We start from the raw sequence: 15,607 nt of genomic DNA, 5'->3' as shown, positions 1-15,607 counted from the left end.
GCGTCGCGCACCCTTCTTAACGAATCACCTCATAGATAGATCGCTGTATCAGCAGCCATTTTTTACTTTCCGCATTACCCGAAGCCTGATTGCGCCGCTGCGCGTTATCCACCGCCTGCCGCTGGCGGGCCACGACCGCCGGGGTCGTGCAGAAGGTCTGAAGATAGGATTTCCGCACCGTATTAAGCGGCGCTCCCTGTGACATCTCGTGCGTAAGGGTATTGATAAACCGTCGGCAGGGCTTCGGCTCGTCCATCTGCAGGCGGTAGCGTAAGAGCAGATTGAGCACCGTTTGATGACCAGCGGACATCGCCAGATCGGTCCAGGCCAGTTGCCAGTTCATCCCGCCGCGTAAAAAGAGTTCGGCCACCTCAATATTATTGCTGTCGATCGCCGAACGCAGCGCATTACTGTCCCAAAGAATCCCGCGCCGAGCCAGAATTTCACGGGGCGAAGGCGTCGCACGCGCCTCCGCAGCGGTCGCCTGTTCTTCAATCGGCGAGACCGCAGACGGCACCACCTCTGGCGTCGCGGTGAGAAGCCAGATACCGCCCAGCGCCATCACCAGCACGGTTACGCCGACCGCACTCCACAGCACGGCGGCAATAATGCGTTCTCGCGTATCGGCACGCTGTCGCGTTTTCTGCGACAGCCGCTCGATGCTGTCGGGAATGGGCCGACCATCCAGACCGTAGGCACGCGCATAGTCATGCGCCCGCTCCCAGAACTGCTGGACCTCAGCGCCGTCTGCGGCCATCAGGCTGGCGGGATTAACGCGGGTGCGCCCCTGCTCATAGGCGCGCTGAACCGGCGCGGCAATCTGCTGCGCGTATAAGTCCAGCAGCAGGCACTCCATTTCCCCCAACGTCCGATGGGCCAGTACCGAATTTCGCATCCGCCGGATGTCATCAAGAAACAGATGCAGCGTTAAGCGCTGCTCAACCAGAAACGTCAGCGCGGTCGCATAGTTGAAGAACGAAGTAAAATGGCGGGAGAATGTTTTCTTATCGACAAGCAACAGCGCCATCTCGCTGAAGGTCATGCCGTCAAGCATCTCGCCCGACGGGCTTCGCGAGTGCCAACGGGCGCACGCTTGCGGCCCGAACTGCGACTTCAGAAAATGATGCAAATGCGGTTCATCAGGCCAGGCCTCGCCGATCAGGCCGCGGATAGTCAGCTCAACGGCCCGAAGCTGGCGCAGCGCTGGCTCCTGAAGCTGTTCGCCGTCACTGGCATAGCCGGTGTTGAACATGAGCAGAGGCTGCTGCTGTTTGATTTGTTCCAGCGTTACGACAAAGCGCAGCGCCGCAATCAACTGGTTCTCCGTCGCCCCTTGCCCGTGTTCATACGAGGGGATCCCCTGCTGAAGGTGGCGCAGTTGCAGCATAAATTCACTTAGCTGGCTGTCGTTGATGCCGAGGCGTTGGGCGACGGCGCCCCAGCCGCCGAGATTCAGCCGGGCCTGATCCAACTGCTCCAGAAACCAGCGGGGATCTTTACCCTCCGTCACGCGGAGCTTAAGCAGAGTGAGTATTTCAATGGAGGCCTGGCGAATAATGCTCAGGCAATGCTCAAAGTGCTGACCAACCTGACGCGACGACGTCGACATCTTCACGTTCCTTCACCAACAGCAAGGCCGTTTCGCCTTAGGGTTAATATGTTATTTTTCTGTTATTTTTGTCGTTACACCATAGACGAAATCAGGCAAATTAACAGTCCTGTGCCCCCACTCAGAATGTGAAATTATGATCGCGCTCACCACCGAACGTTTAGTCTGCACACAGCTTGTCGACCGCGACTGGCCCTTCTTTCTCGCCCTTCAGCAGCACCCGCAGGTGATGCGCTTTGTGGCGGACAAACGCAGTGAAAGCGAGATCCGCGCCGCCTTTGATTCCCGACTATCTCACTGGTCGCCCGGTGATGCGCACTGGCTCTGTTTGCTGGTTCGCGACAGGCAGAACGCAGCGCTTGGTATCACCGGCTATATTCATCGCGACCATGACTGTGCGGAAGTGGGATTTTTATTCGCCCCTGAGTCGCAGGGCAGAGGCTACGGCACTGAATCACTGCGTGCGATGTGCGACTATGCCTTTAGCACCGGCGGTATTCGTCGGCTCACCGCGACGGTCACGGCGGGCAATATGGCCTCGCGCCGCACCCTGGAAAAACTCGGATTCCGTCTTGAAGGCGAGCTGCGCGAGAGCTATTTCCTCGCCGGGCAGTGGCACAACGACTGGCTGTTTGGCCTACTCAACCACGAATATGATAATTCACCGTCATTCGGCCAATAGGCGGATGAGCCCCGCTCTTTTACACTTCTCGCGTTACCGGGAGAGAGAGCATCATGAGCACAGGCATCACCATGCCGAGCCGGCAGGGTTTGGCATTTATTAAGCGTTTTCAGGGGCTTTCGCTGGAGAAATACCGCGATGCGGAGGGGTTTTGGGTGATTGGCTATGGGCATCTTATTCATGACCGGGAACGCTTTGATACGCTGTTAACCCACCCGCAGGCAGAGGCGCTGTTTGAACGGGACGTGGAATATTATCGGCAGGTGCTTCTTCAGTGCATCAACGTACCGCTGGAACAGCATCAGTTTGACGCGCTGCTGTCGCTGGCCTTTAGCCTCGGGCCTGAGGGCGTTCAGCTATCACCGATAACACAAGAGATTAACCGCCAGGATTTTAACGCCGCGCTGGCCGAGTGGCTTCGCGCAGGAGAGCAACAGAGCAGCCTGGCGCGCCAACGCCAGGCTGAAGCCGCGTTATTCCAGACCGCCTGGCTGTAAATCCTGGCGATGATTAAGCAGCATCGCCGCCTGGGTACGATTCTTCACATCCAGGCGGCGGTACAAAGACTCCAGGTGGGCTTTCACCGTTCCGGCGCTAATATTCAACGTCCGGCTAATCTCTTTATTGGTTTCTCCGTTCGCCAGCAGGGTTAATATTTCTCGCTGACGCTGGCTTAAGTTATCCAGCCCATGTCTCGTTTGCTCATACTCCATCCGCCAGTCGCCCGGCAGGCAAATTAACCCGCGCATCACGCTTTTGATGGTTTGTACAAATACCTCTACGCTGGCATCGCGCAGAATAATCGCCTGCACATTAAATGCCATCATATTGCTGAGCCAGGCCTGGTTATATTCATTGACGATGATGATGCATTTAGACTCCGGAAACTGCTGAAACTTCTCCTGCAACAACCACTGGCAAAATCCGGGGTCCATTCCCCCATCCAGAATGAGCAGCGCATCCGGATGCTGTAACAACTGCCGCCACAGGTCATCGGCCTGGTTGACGGCACAAACATCAATTCCTGGAATGTGTTCCTGTAAGCTAATTTTCATTCCATGAATAAATATTGACTGCCTGTCAAACATGACTACCTGCATAACGGTTTCCCCATTAAAAAAATAAACTGTTCTTAATGACCGGAAGAGTAATCCTCGCGGCATGAAATAAGAACTCGCCGTTTGGCCAGGGGCATTTTACGTAGATAAGCGGCGATCTAAACATCATAATTATGAATAATTACAACCCTGAGAGCGCCATTACGCATTCACATAACTCATCACATCATGATTAAGGAAAAACTGAGAGGAAGGGCTAATGATAAATATTATTTGGCGAAATGTAGATTACCGAAGGAAAAATAGAAAGCGCAAAATGAAATAAGCCCGAATTCGGACTTATTTCAGCACAATATGAAAAGTGCGTAGCGATTACAGGAACATCCCACCCGAAACTTCAATACGCTGCGCGGTCATCCAGCGCAGATTGTCGCTGAGCAGGGCGGCGATAGCGTCGCCGATATCGTCCGGCAGGCCGACACGGCCTAGCGCGGTTTGCGAGGCCACGTATTTATTCAGCTCTTCGTTGTCGCGCACGCGTCCGCCGCCAAAGTCGGTTTCAATGGCCCCTGGCGCGATACTGTTGACGGAGATTCCCCGCGCGCCGAGTTCTTTTGCCTGGTAGCGAGTGAGGACCTCCATCGCCCCTTTCATGGACGCGTAAGCCGCGTAGCCCGGCAGTGCAAAGCGCGCCAGCCCGGTCGAAACGTTAAGAATGCGCCCACCGTCAGCCATCAATGGCAGAAGCTGCTGGGTGAGGAAGAACGGCCCCTTAAAATGAATGTTCATCAGCTCATCGAACAACGCTTCCGATGTCTCGGCAAACGGGGCATATAGACCAATACCGGCGTTGTTCACTAAATAATCAAATGTCTCCCGCCCCCACACCTGCTTAAGCTGCGTTTTCACCTGCCCGGCAAATGCGGTAAAGCTCGCAGTTTCGCTGACGTTCAGCTGCAATGCCACCGCTTTCGCCCCTGTTTGTTCCACTTCGGCGACAACCTGCAGGGCAGCATCACGTTGGCTGTTGTAGGTAAAAATAATATCCGTTCCCTGTGCGGCGAGCTTCAGCACTGCATTTTTTCCCAATCCACGGCTGCCGCCGGTCACAATCGCAATACGCTGGTTCATAGGAAACCTCATTTCAGGTGGTGTGTACGTTGAGAACAAGCTTATTAGGTGATAAAAGAACAATAAATACTGCTAATTACGCTTCACTGTCTCACTTACGACAACAATAGGTCATTCTGATGGATAAAATTCACGCAATGCAGCTATTCATCCGCGTGGCCGAACTGGAGAGTTTTTCCCGTGCGGCCGACACGCTGGGCCTTCCTAAAGGTAGCGTATCGCGACAGATTCAGGCGCTGGAGAATCACCTTGGCTGCCGCCTGCTGCACCGCACTACCCGCCGCGTGCTGCTGACGCAGGACGGGATGGTCTACTTTGAGCGTGCTAAAGATCTCCTGAGCAATCTTGATGAGCTGGACGGCATGTTCCAGAACGATCCCAGCAGCATCAGTGGTCGATTGCGGGTGGATATGCCGGTCGCTGTCGCCCGGAACGTGGTCATTCCCCGCCTGCCCGACTTTTTGCAACACTATCCCGGTATCGAACTGGAACTCAGCAGCAGCGATCGCCTGGTGGATGTGATTCGCGAAGGGTTTGACTGCGTGGTACGCGTCGGTACGCTGAAGGATTCGGGACTGATTGCACGCCCGCTCGGTAAGCTCACCATTATCAACTGCGCCAGCCCGGCGTATCTCGCCCGCTTCGGCTATCCGGAATCACTGGAAGATCTCAGCAGCCATGCGCTGGTACACTATGCGGTAAACCTCGGCGTGCGTCCGCAAGGCTTTGAAGTGGCAAGGGATACCGGAACGCAATGGGTGAAAACAGGCGGAGTGCTGACGGTAAACAGTACCGAAACCTACCATGCGGCCTGTCTGGCAGGGCTGGGCATCATTCAGGTTCCGCGAGTTGGCATCCGCGATGCGCTCCGCGACGGCACCCTGGTGGAAATTCTGCCGCAGTATCGGGCGGAACCGATGCCGGTATCGCTGATTTACCCTCACCGCCGCAACCTGTCGCGCCGGGTGCATGTGTTGATGGAGTGGTTAACCGAGGTGCTGCGCGACTATGTCGATTGAATCTGGCACCGGGTCCGGTTGGGGCAAACAGCACCGACTCCGCAGAACCCTCTATACTTAAGTAAAAGCAATAAAAAGGAAATTTCCCCTGATGACGTCGGAAAACAACGACAAACGTCTACAGCAAAAGGCCAGCAAAGCGCTGGATACCGTCACCAGCACGGCGCAGAAGATTCAGCGCCGCCCGGTCATCGCCCACCTGATTCGCGCCGCCGAGCGCTTCAATGACCGAATGGGTAACCAGTTCGGTGCGGCGATTACCTACTTCTCATTTTTATCGATGATTCCGATCCTGATGGTGTCGTTTGCCGCCGCCGGTTTTATCCTCGCCTCACATCCCACACTACTTCAGGATATTTTCAATAAAATCCTCAACAACGTCAGCGACCCGACGCTGGCCGCGACCTTAAAAAGCACCATTAATACCGCCGTCCAGCAGCGTACCACCGTCGGCCTGGTGGGTCTGGGGATTGCCCTCTACTCTGGCGTGAACTGGATGGGTAACCTGCGCGAAGCGATTCGCGCGCAGTCGCGTGACGTCTGGGAACGCACGCCGCAGGACCAGGAGGCCATCTGGGTAAAATACCTGCGTGACTTCGTGTCGCTGATTGGCCTGTTGGTTGCGCTGATTGTCACGCTGTCCATCACCTCGGTGGCCGGTTCCGCCCAGCAGATGATTATCTCCGCGCTGTACCTCGACAGCATCGAGTGGCTGAAACCCGCCTGGCGACTGATTGGCCTGGCGATCTCTATCTTCGCCAACTACCTGCTGTTCTTCTGGATTTTCTGGCGTCTGCCTCGCCATCGTCCGCGTAAGAAGGCATTGATTCGCGGCACCTTTATTGCCGCCATCGGTTTTGAAGTGATTAAAATTATCATGACCTGGACGCTGCCAACGCTGGTGAAATCGCCTTCCGGCGCGGCGTTTGGTTCAGTGCTTGGCCTGATGGCGTTCTTCTACTTCTTCGCCCGCCTGACCCTGTTCTGCGCCGCGTGGATCGCCACCGCAGAATACAAAGACGACCCGCGCATGCCGGGAAAAACACATAGCTAAGCGCGACGCTGGGCTGAAAACTTCAGCCCAGTCCATCGTTTCAGCATATAAATCCAGCCCGTAACTTTTATTTAACCAAAAACCAGTTTTATCATCCAAGTTATAAAAAATGTGAAGCATTTCATGGATGCCAATTTCCTGGTATAAAAATTATCCACTTTTTCCCCTTCTTTGCCTCATTTTACAATCCTGTTACAGATTGAAATGTCGCTTTTGCTATGTCTAATATGGCCTTTCGTTCGCTATAAATATTAGAAAACACTATGACCAGCACAACACTCGACAACGAACAGGCAACCGCTCCGGTTAACTCGCGTAACAAAGTCGTCGTGGCTTCGCTTATCGGCACCGCCATTGAGTTTTTCGACTTCTATATTTACGCCACCGCGGCGGTGATCGTCTTCCCGCACATCTTCTTCCCGCAGGGCGATCCGACGGCGGCCACGCTGCAATCGCTGGCAACCTTCGCCATTGCCTTCGTCGCCCGCCCTATCGGTTCCGCGCTATTTGGCCACTTCGGCGACCGCGTTGGCCGTAAGGTGACGCTGGTAGCTTCACTGCTTACCATGGGGATCTCCACCGTGGTGATCGGCCTGCTGCCGAGTTACGAATCCATTGGCATTCTGGCGCCGATGCTGCTGGCGCTGGCGCGCTTTGGCCAGGGTCTGGGGCTGGGCGGCGAATGGGGCGGCGCGGCGCTGCTGGCGACCGAGAACGCCCCGCCGCGTAAGCGTGCGCTGTACGGCTCGTTCCCGCAGCTGGGCGCGCCGATTGGCTTCTTCTTTGCGAACGGCACTTTCCTGCTGCTCTCCTGGCTGCTGACCGACGAGCAGTTCATGACCTGGGGCTGGCGCGTGCCGTTTATCTTCTCGGCTGTGCTGGTGATCATTGGCTTGTACGTTCGCGTGTCGCTGCATGAAACGCCGGTATTCGCCAAAGTGGCCGCCGCGAAGAAACAGGTGAAAGTGCCGATGGGCACGCTGCTCAGCAAACACGTGCGCGTGACGGTACTCGGTACCTTTATCATGCTGGCAACCTATACGCTGTTCTACATCATGACCGTCTACTCGATGACCTACAGTACCGCCGCCGTGCCACACGGTCTGGGTTTGCCGCGTAACGAAGTGCTGTGGATGCTGATGCTGGCGGTGATTGGCTTTGGCGTAATGGTGCCAATCGCGGGCCTGCTGGCGGACCGTTTTGGTCGCCGCCCAAGCATGATCGTCATTACCAGCCTGATTATTATTTTCGCGCTGTTCTTCTTCCAGCCGCTGCTGGGCTCCGGGAACCCGGCGCTGATTATGCTGTACCTGTTGGTGGGCCTGAGCCTGATGGGCCTGACCTTTGGCCCGATGGGAGCGCTGCTGCCGGAGCTGTTCCCGACGGAAGTCCGTTATACCGGAGCCTCCTTCTCCTACAACGTGTCGTCGATTCTGGGCGCATCGGTCGCGCCGTATATCGCGACATGGCTGCAGTCGAACTATGGGCTGGCCGCCGTTGGCATCTATCTGGCCTGCATGGCCGCGCTAACGCTGATTGCGCTGCTGTTAACTCATGAGACGCGCCATCAGTCGCTGTAATTGATTTGCCGGATAGCGGTGCCACAGCGCCCTATCCGGCCTGATCCTTCTTACTTCTTCATCTGGGTCAGAATCGTTCGGCACTGGTTTGCCTCGCCTTCGGAGGGGGAAATCAGCGCCAGCAGCGCGGCGGCCGGCGTGACCAGCGTCGCCAGCGCCGCGGCGACTGCGCCGCGGGCGATAAGCGGCCCCGCTTTCACCCCAGCCTGCGGATTCTTAAAGGTGCCGCGCACGTACAGCGGCGAGCGCAGGGTAATAATGCGTATGCCTTTACTTTCCGGGTCGATGGTTAAATCCAGCTGCTCAGAGGCGAAGCTCGCCGTTCCGCTAATGCTGATGAGCGCGTTTTCGGTATCGAAGGCGAAAATCTGCGGGCGCGCCACGCCGTTGACGATGTCGAGATTGGCCGCCGCACAGTTCACCCGCACTTCATCGTCGCCAAAAATCTGCCCGACAATGTAGTTACCGACGTTCAGCCCGACGATCTCCATCAAGTTGCGGCTGATTAAGCCGTCGTTCATCAGCAGCTTCAGGTTGCCGTTGCTGTTGCCGAGCAACGCCGCCACAGAGTTACCGGCTCCCCGAAGCTCGGCATCGCCGTTCATCTCACCGAGCGTTTTCTGCATCAGTTCAACGTCCGGCATCAGTTCTTTCAGCTTCAGGCGGCGGGCCTGAATATCCGCCCGCCCCTGCATCGGCTTTTTATCCCCTTCCAGATGAACGTTGGCGTTGATGCTGCCGCCCGCCAGGCCAAGCTTCAGCGGCTGCAGACGCAGGTCGGCGTTCTTCAGCACAATATGGGTGGAGAGATCGCTAATCGGCAGGCTGCCGCCGTGCTCAATACGTCGGCCCTTGAAGCGAACATCGGCATCCATCACGTTCCATTTGTCGGTTTCAAAGCGGTCATACGGCAGCACTTTGTCGGCGGGCTGAATGCTTTTCTCGCCCTTTTTCTGCTCCGCACGCTTCGACTGTTCCGCGCCTTTGCCGGAATCAACGCCAATCAGCGGGCCTAAATCCGCCAGCCGCAGCTGGCGCGACTCCAGATCGCCCTCCAGCTTCGGACGCGGCTTAGCGGTGGTGTAGCTGAGCGAGCCGTGAATATCACTGTCGCCAATCCGTCCGTTAAAGCCACGGTAATCAAAGACCGAAGACTTCTGCGTATCGATTTTCGCCACCAGCCGACCGTCGGTCTCAAACGGCGGCGTATCGGGCAACAGTACGCCGGTCAGGTCATACAGATCCGCCAGCGAATCGCCGGAAAATTTCAGCTGCAGGTCGACGCCGCCCATTTTCATCGGGTCATTCACTACCCCGGCAAACGCCACCCGGGTATTACCGGAGCGGAAATCGGCCTGCACCGGGAACGAGGCATCCGCGCCGCGCAGCGCCAGCATGCCGCCAATTTTCCCCGTGCCGCTCAGCGGTTCGCCGTTATAGCGCCCTTTCGCCTTCAGGCCAAAAACGTAATCTTCCACATTGGATTTTTCGTTTTTACCTTTAGTGCCCGTCACCTCACTAAACGGCAGCGGCTTGCCCAGCGGATCGACGAGGATCTCGATATCCGCCTTGCTAACCTTGTCATCAATCGCGATCCGCCCCTGGTCGAAGAGAATATTATCGAGGCGGAAAGACCAACTGGAGGGCTGTGCGTTGGAGTCCGGCTGTTTGTCCCCGGCGAGATTAAAGGTCCAGTTATTGTTTTTTTCTGACAGGCGAATCAGCCGCGCATCGGGTTTCACCAGTTTAACCCACGGCAGCCAGACGGTTTTGGTCAGCAGCGCCAGCGGCGCGAGGGTGGCTTCCACGCGGGGGAGATGGACCATCGTTTTATCGGGGATGTCTGGCGGATTGCCGAGCGTAATATCTTCCGCATGGACGTGCGGCCACGGCACCCAGCTTCGCCAGCCGGTTTCCTGTTTCTGGCGCTCCCACACCACGCCTAAATCACCGTGGATAGCGAACGGACGGTTAAGTTCTGTAGAGACTTTCTGGTTGATGGTCGGTTTGAGTCGGTTCCAGTCAAAGGTCGCTATCACCACGATGAGTGCGACGATCAACAACAAGAAAGTCCCTGCTACTGTGGCGGTAATTTTGCCTGCTCTGGTCATATTCTGCTTCCTCGCTTCTTCCCTTGCCTGTCCTAAAGATAGACCAGACAGATGGAATTACCGGAAACAGCCTGATTCAAAGGGACAAAAACACCTCTTCAAGATGAGCAAAGGGTATTGGACGAGAAAGAAAATAGCCCTGCGCCGCATGTGCTGGCGACTGCTGCACTTCACGCCACTCTTCCAGCGTCTCCACGCCTTCCACGATCACCCCTTCACAGTAGCGGTTCATCAGCTCCAGAAGCAGGATGAACAGCTTGCGGCCTTCCGGGGTTTTGCGCAGCATGATGAACAGATCGCGCGCCACCTTGATGTAGTCATAGCGCACTTCGTTTAGCGCCGAGAAGTTGGCCATGCCGGTGCCAAAATCATCCAGCCACAGCGGGCCGAATTCACACAGCGAGGCGACCGAAGAGTCCTGCGGCAGCGGCATATGTTCTACCAGCTCGAAGCGCAGCCACGGCAGCGTTTCAATCATCGTTCTCAGTATCCGGTCCTGGCGCATTTCCAGCAGCGTCGGCGCATCGACGTTAACCGACGCCAGCACCTTATTCTGTTCAAAAAATGATTTCTTTTTTGCCAGCATCGCCACCTGTTCTTTGATGACGTGGATCCGCTGACCGATAGAGACTGCGGCGAAGTAACGATCCGGGGCAATACGTTTTTGCGGTTGAGAGGGATGGGTCACTATCGTTAGCACTTCGATCGCCATCAAGCGGCCTTGCGTGGTGTAGATAGGCTGGTAGGTATAGACGCGCTCACACTCTTGCCAATAACGCAGCTGCTGTAGGCTTTCTGGCTCCGTATCAGGAACTCTCGCCCGCTGGCTCACCTGCTTTAACGTCATTTAAGCTTCCTGTGAATAGAGGGTCTGAGGGTCTGGTGTTTAGGTTATCGGCGTCGCCATTGAGAACTTTATGTCCATCGTGGGCATTTTATTTTTCCGTATTGCTGACAAATACGTCGTAACACGCGCTAGCTCAAAAAAAATAATGGAACGTTGTTTTAATATAGTTGACCATCGAATAGCCACAGCGCACACTACGAAAAATTTACCGAATCAGGTTGATGACTATGTCCAAAAAAATTGCCGTGATTGGCGAATGCATGATTGAACTGTCCGAGAAGGGCGCACAAGTTAACCGCGGCTTTGGCGGCGACACCTTAAATACGTCCGTCTATATCGCGCGTCAGGTCTCCCCTGCAGAACTCAGCGTCAACTACGTGACCGCGCTGGGTACCGACACATTCAGCCAGCAGATGATGGACGCCTGGCAGGCAGAGAACGTCAAAACTGACCTGATTCAACGCATGAGCGACCGCATGCCGGGCCTGTACTACATCGAAACCGATGATACCGGCGAGCGCACCTTCTACTACTGGCGTAACGAAGCTGCCGCTAAATTCTGGCTGGAGAGCGAGCAGTCTGCCGCCATCTGCGAACAGCTGGCGAGCTTTGACTATCTCTACCTGAGCGGCATCAGCCTGGCGATTTTAAGCCCGGCCAGCCGTGAAAAACTGCTGGCGCTGCTGAAGCAGTGTCGCGCGAACGGCGGTAAGGTCATCTTTGACAACAACTACCGTCCGCGCCTGTGGGCAAGCAAAGAAGAGACGCAGCAGGTTTACCAGCAGATGCTGCAATGCACCGATATCGCTTTCCTCACGCTCGACGACGAAGACGCGCTGTGGGGCGAGAAGCCGGTTGAAGAAGTCATTGCCCGTACTCAGGCCGCTGGCGTGAACGAAGTGGTGGTGAAACGTGGCGCAGACTCCTGCCTGGTAGCCATCGCAGGTGAAGCGCTGGTAGACGTGCCGGCGGTTAAACTGCCGAAAGAGAAAGTGGTGGATACCACGGCGGCAGGTGACTCGTTCAGCGCAGGCTACCTGTCCGTGCGCCTGACCGGCGGCGATGCGGCGGCGGCGGCAAAACGCGGCCACCTGACGGCGAGCACCGTGATTCAGCATCGTGGGGCGATTATTCCGCGCGACGCAATGCCTGCATAAGGTTTCGGGTATGAAAAAACCTCTTCCGGCTGGGAGAGGTTTTTTTTCGTCTGGAGGCTGGGAGAAGAGATTTCCCCTCACCCCGGCCCTCTCCCCAAAGGGGCGAGGGAGAAAAGCAGAATGTGCGTGGGAGAAAATCGGACGTCAGCATTTGCACGCTCGGTCCCCTCTCCCCATTGGGGAGAGGGTTAGGGTGAGGGGGCATGCACCGGGCAAATTACTGCGCCGGTGGAATATCCGTCACATCCTGATGACTTTCATCCACTGCCGCCGCCGACTCCGTCTTCTCCGCCAGCATGATCTTACCCCAGGTATCCTGGAGATCCTTCATATTGAACTCAGGCTCGCCGGTTGGCTGCTGTAAAATCAGCGCCATATCCTGCGAAAGCTGCTGACGCAGATCCTGATTCAGCATCTCCACCGTCAGCGAGTCGAGGAAACTCTGGCGCAGCTTCTGGTACTGCTCCGGCGCGATATCCACCACCTGATTTTGCAGCGAACGCATACGCTGGCTAATCAGCACGTCGGTATCCATGCGCGCGTAGGTCGCAAACAGCTTTTGCAGTTCCAGCTTTTTCTGCGCCACCAGCGCATCAAATTCATCCTGCGGCAGGCCATTATCACGAACGTTAGCCAACTCACGCGCCACCAGCCCCAGGTTGTTTTCCAGCTTTTCACCCGGTGAGTCCAGATTGATGCCGCACTGCGCGCGCAGGTACAACACGCGGCAGTCGAAGCCCAGCCCGATATCCTTGGTGTTGGTACGGCTCAGCTTCTGCTGAACATGCCAGAACAGCGCCTCACGGGAGAGATCGGCGCGCCAGTAGCGCAGGAGCGCTGCCGATTCACGGATTGGCGTCCACGGCGCGTCCCACATGATGGATAAACGATCCTGGCGGACCGCGTTGGTCATAATGCTCACCGCTTCCGGACGCAGCGGCGACAGCGTCGGCAGCGCTGCCGGCGTTTCACGTTTGCCCTTCAGCTCGCCAAAGGCTTTGCTAATCTGTTCAATTGTTGCGCGACTGTCGACGTTGCCGACCACAATCAGCGTCATGGCGTCCGGGGTGTACCATTTCTGATAGAACTCGGCGACCTGCTTCGCATCCACCGGCATTTTCAGCGGTTCAGCCGGGTCGTGACCCAGCATCGTCGACCCCTTCAGACGATAACGCCACCAACCTTCTTTGGTATCCTGCGGCCAGGTCGCGACCATATCCTGCACGCTCAGCGCGTAATTCACGCTTTCCTGGGTGATGTTTGGTTTGCCCAACGAGCTGGCCAGCCAGTTCAGCGCCTCTTTTTGCAGATCGCTGCGGTTGTTTGGCAGGCTCAGATTAAAGCGGGTGTAGTCATACGAGACGACCGCAGGAGGCTGCGGGCGTTTTGGGTCAATACCCTGCTGCCACATCGAGCGCGCCTGCATGGTTGGCAGACTGCCGCTTTGGGTCAGTGCAATACGAGGAATAAGGTGGCTAAAGCCGGTTTGCTGAGCGCTTTCATTCAGCGAACCAATATCAATAGAGAGCCGGATTTCTACACGGTCACTCGGGCGCTGCGGTGTGGCAAGCACCTGCCACTGGAAGCCATTAGACAACGTACCTTGTTGCCAGGCCGGGTCCGGCTGGAGCGCTTCTGCCTGCACATAGCTGGCCGCTGCCATCATCAGCAAACCACCGGCTAAAAGTCGAATTGTTGTGCCCTGCATGTGAACCCCTGATGAACGTTCCTGGTTACAAAGACAACCGCCATAGAGCGATTGCCTAAAATAATGAAGTAAATACGTCAGTTAGACCACACGATCGCAAAAACGTCACATGGCTCAGAAAAATAAAATGCACGACAGCCATAGGCTAGCACAGCCCATTCATGACGCCGCCTAATTATGCGCAGGAGCCCGCACTCCAGCAAGGGAGTACGGGCGTAAGTGGGAGGATTAAGAGGATAATTCGTGCGGTTTTTTCGCAGTCGGACGGTTATTGAGCACGTCGTCCATCTGCTGAGCGTCCAGCTGTTTCACGCGTTTCGCGACCACGATGGTCGCCACGCCGTTACCAATCAGGTTGGTCAGCGCGCGCGCTTCGGACATAAAGCGGTCAATACCCAGAATTAAAGCCAGACCGGCTACCGGTAAATGACCCACCGCAGAGATAGTCGCCGCCAGCACGATAAAGCCGCTCCCGGTGACACCGGCCGCCCCTTTCGACGAAAGCAGCAACACCACCAGCAACGTCACCTGATGGAAAATATCCATATGGCTGTTGGTCGCCTGGGCGATAAAGACCGCCGCCATCGTCAGGTAAATCGAGGTGCCGTCGAGGTTAAATGAATAACCGGTAGGAATAACCAGCCCCACCACCGATTTACGGCAACCCAGTTTCTCCATTTTATCGAGCATACGCGGCAGCGCGGACTCCGATGAGGAGGTGCCCAGCACAATCAGCAGTTCTTCTTTGATATAGCGGATAAATTTGAAAATGCTGAAGCCGGTCGCGCGGGCGATAGAACCCAGCACCACCACCACAAACAGAATACAGGTGATATAGAAGCAGATGATGAGCTGGCCGAGCTGCACCAGCGTGCCTACGCCGTATTTACCAATGGTGAAGGCCATCGCCCCGAAAGCGCCAATAGGCGCAAGGCGCATGATCATGTTGATGATGCCGAAGATGACCTGCGAGAAGCTTTCAATGACGTTGAAAATCAGCTGGCCCTTGTTACCCAGGCGGTGCAGCGCAAAGCCAAACATCACCGCAAACAGCAGCACCTGCAGGATGTTACCGCTCGCAAAGGCGCCAATGACGCTCGACGGAATAATATCCATCAGGAAGGGGATAATCCCTTGATCTTTCGCCTGTTCGGCATACATGGCGACCGCTTTGGCATCCAGCGTTGCCGGGTCAACGTTCATCCCGGCGCCGGGTTGAACCACGTTCACAATGATCAAGCCAATAATCAGGGCGAGAGTACTGACCACTTCAAAGTACAGCAACGCAACTGCGCCAGTGCGGCCAACCGCTTTCATGCTTTCCATGCCAGCGATCCCTGTTACTACGGTACAAAAGATAACCGGCGCGATAATCATTTTAATCAGTTTGACGAAGGCATCGCCGAGCGGTTTCATTTGCGCGCCCAATTCCGGGTAATAGTGACCGAGCAACACGCCGATCACTATCGCCGTTAACACCTGGAAATAGAGGCTTTTGAAGAAAGAGGTTTTCATAGGATGTCCTTAAGCTATAGCCACAGGAAAAGTAGGGTTTATTTTCACCTGTGAGCACAAAATAACATCCAAGAAACATAATCGAAATATTTGTACGTTGATTTGATATTTAATTGTTAAATCTTTGAGCTGACAC

13 protein-coding genes are annotated in these 15,607 nt (G+C 55.8%); 6 read left to right on the top strand and 7 right to left on the bottom strand.

The genetic code is table 11. The annotated features are described in order from the left end of the window. Positions 1-16 precede the first annotated feature (16 nt). The gene (locus GY169_RS01710) at positions 17-1,609 is read right to left on the bottom strand and encodes an STY4199 family HEPN domain-containing protein (RefSeq protein ID WP_167574869.1); all 1,593 of its coding nucleotides are present in this window, start codon (positions 1,607-1,609) and stop codon (positions 17-19) included. A 136-nt stretch (positions 1,610-1,745) separates the two neighbouring features. Here GY169_RS01710 and GY169_RS01705 point away from each other — a divergent pair, with 136 nt between their 5' ends. Both GY169_RS01705 and GY169_RS01700 read left to right on the top strand, forming a co-directional pair. Next, positions 1,746-2,291: a GNAT family N-acetyltransferase gene (locus tag GY169_RS01705; RefSeq protein WP_167574868.1), complete on the top strand. Its 546-nt coding sequence runs from the start codon at positions 1,746-1,748 to the stop codon at positions 2,289-2,291. A 53-nt stretch (positions 2,292-2,344) separates the two neighbouring features. Continuing rightward, positions 2,345-2,788: a lysozyme gene (locus GY169_RS01700; protein WP_163446826.1), complete on the top strand. Its 444-nt coding sequence runs from the start codon at positions 2,345-2,347 to the stop codon at positions 2,786-2,788. Here GY169_RS01700 and GY169_RS01695 read toward each other — a convergent pair. Together GY169_RS01695 and GY169_RS01690 are read right to left on the bottom strand one after the other, a co-directional pair. Then, positions 2,765-3,391: a response regulator transcription factor gene (locus GY169_RS01695; RefSeq protein WP_167574867.1), complete on the bottom strand. Its 627-nt coding sequence runs from the start codon at positions 3,389-3,391 to the stop codon at positions 2,765-2,767. The two genes, GY169_RS01700 and GY169_RS01695, sit on opposite strands and share 24 nt — an antisense overlap. A gap of 330 nt (positions 3,392-3,721) precedes the next feature. Next, positions 3,722-4,480: an SDR family NAD(P)-dependent oxidoreductase gene (locus tag GY169_RS01690; RefSeq protein WP_065356390.1), complete on the bottom strand. Its 759-nt coding sequence runs from the start codon at positions 4,478-4,480 to the stop codon at positions 3,722-3,724. 119 nt (positions 4,481-4,599) lie between these two features. On the opposite strand from GY169_RS01690, the gene GY169_RS01685 reads away from it, so the two are divergent. The 3 genes from GY169_RS01685 (at position 4,600) to GY169_RS01675 (ending at position 8,133) form a co-directional block, all read left to right on the top strand. Next, positions 4,600-5,499 (top strand): LysR family transcriptional regulator, encoded by a 900-nt coding sequence (locus tag GY169_RS01685; RefSeq protein WP_167574866.1) that lies wholly within the window; start codon positions 4,600-4,602, stop codon positions 5,497-5,499. A 91-nt stretch (positions 5,500-5,590) separates the two neighbouring features. After that, the gene (gene yhjD, locus GY169_RS01680) at positions 5,591-6,553 is read left to right on the top strand and encodes an inner membrane protein YhjD (RefSeq protein ID WP_223882138.1); all 963 of its coding nucleotides are present in this window, start codon (positions 5,591-5,593) and stop codon (positions 6,551-6,553) included. Positions 6,554-6,816: 263 nt separating this feature from the next. Then, positions 6,817-8,133 (top strand): MFS transporter, encoded by a 1,317-nt coding sequence (locus GY169_RS01675; protein WP_167574865.1) that lies wholly within the window; start codon positions 6,817-6,819, stop codon positions 8,131-8,133. A 50-nt stretch (positions 8,134-8,183) separates the two neighbouring features. Here GY169_RS01675 and GY169_RS01670 read toward each other — a convergent pair whose 3' ends face one another. Both GY169_RS01670 and pdeH read right to left on the bottom strand, forming a co-directional pair. Continuing rightward, complete coding sequence (locus GY169_RS01670; RefSeq protein WP_167574864.1) at positions 8,184-10,244, bottom strand: AsmA family protein; 2,061 nt, start codon at positions 10,242-10,244, stop codon at positions 8,184-8,186. A 76-nt stretch (positions 10,245-10,320) separates the two neighbouring features. After that, entirely contained in the window at positions 10,321-11,091 is a 771-nt protein-coding gene (gene pdeH, locus GY169_RS01665) for a cyclic-guanylate-specific phosphodiesterase (protein WP_163446834.1), read from the bottom strand. A gap of 227 nt (positions 11,092-11,318) precedes the next feature. Here pdeH and GY169_RS01660 point away from each other — a divergent pair, with 227 nt between their 5' ends. After that, positions 11,319-12,248, top strand: a complete 930-nt coding sequence (locus GY169_RS01660; protein ID WP_167574863.1) for a sugar kinase — start codon at positions 11,319-11,321, stop codon at positions 12,246-12,248. A 217-nt stretch (positions 12,249-12,465) separates the two neighbouring features. Here the strand turns inward: GY169_RS01660 and GY169_RS01655 are convergent, their stop codons facing one another. Further along, complete coding sequence (locus tag GY169_RS01655) at positions 12,466-13,956, bottom strand: M16 family metallopeptidase (protein ID WP_163446838.1); 1,491 nt, start codon at positions 13,954-13,956, stop codon at positions 12,466-12,468. Between the two features lie 228 nt (positions 13,957-14,184). Further along, positions 14,185-15,471 carry a dicarboxylate/amino acid:cation symporter gene (locus GY169_RS01650; protein WP_163446840.1) on the bottom strand — a complete coding sequence of 429 codons (1,287 nt, stop codon included), beginning with the start codon at positions 15,469-15,471 and terminating at the stop codon, positions 14,185-14,187. Positions 15,472-15,607 lie beyond the last annotated feature (136 nt).

It is taken from the genome of Kluyvera genomosp. 3, assembly GCF_011765685.1.
Taxonomy (GTDB): Bacteria; Pseudomonadota; Gammaproteobacteria; order Enterobacterales; family Enterobacteriaceae; genus Kluyvera; species Kluyvera georgiana_A.
Note: the sequence above shows the minus strand (reverse complement) of the source record. Positions and strands in the feature narration are given on the sequence as shown.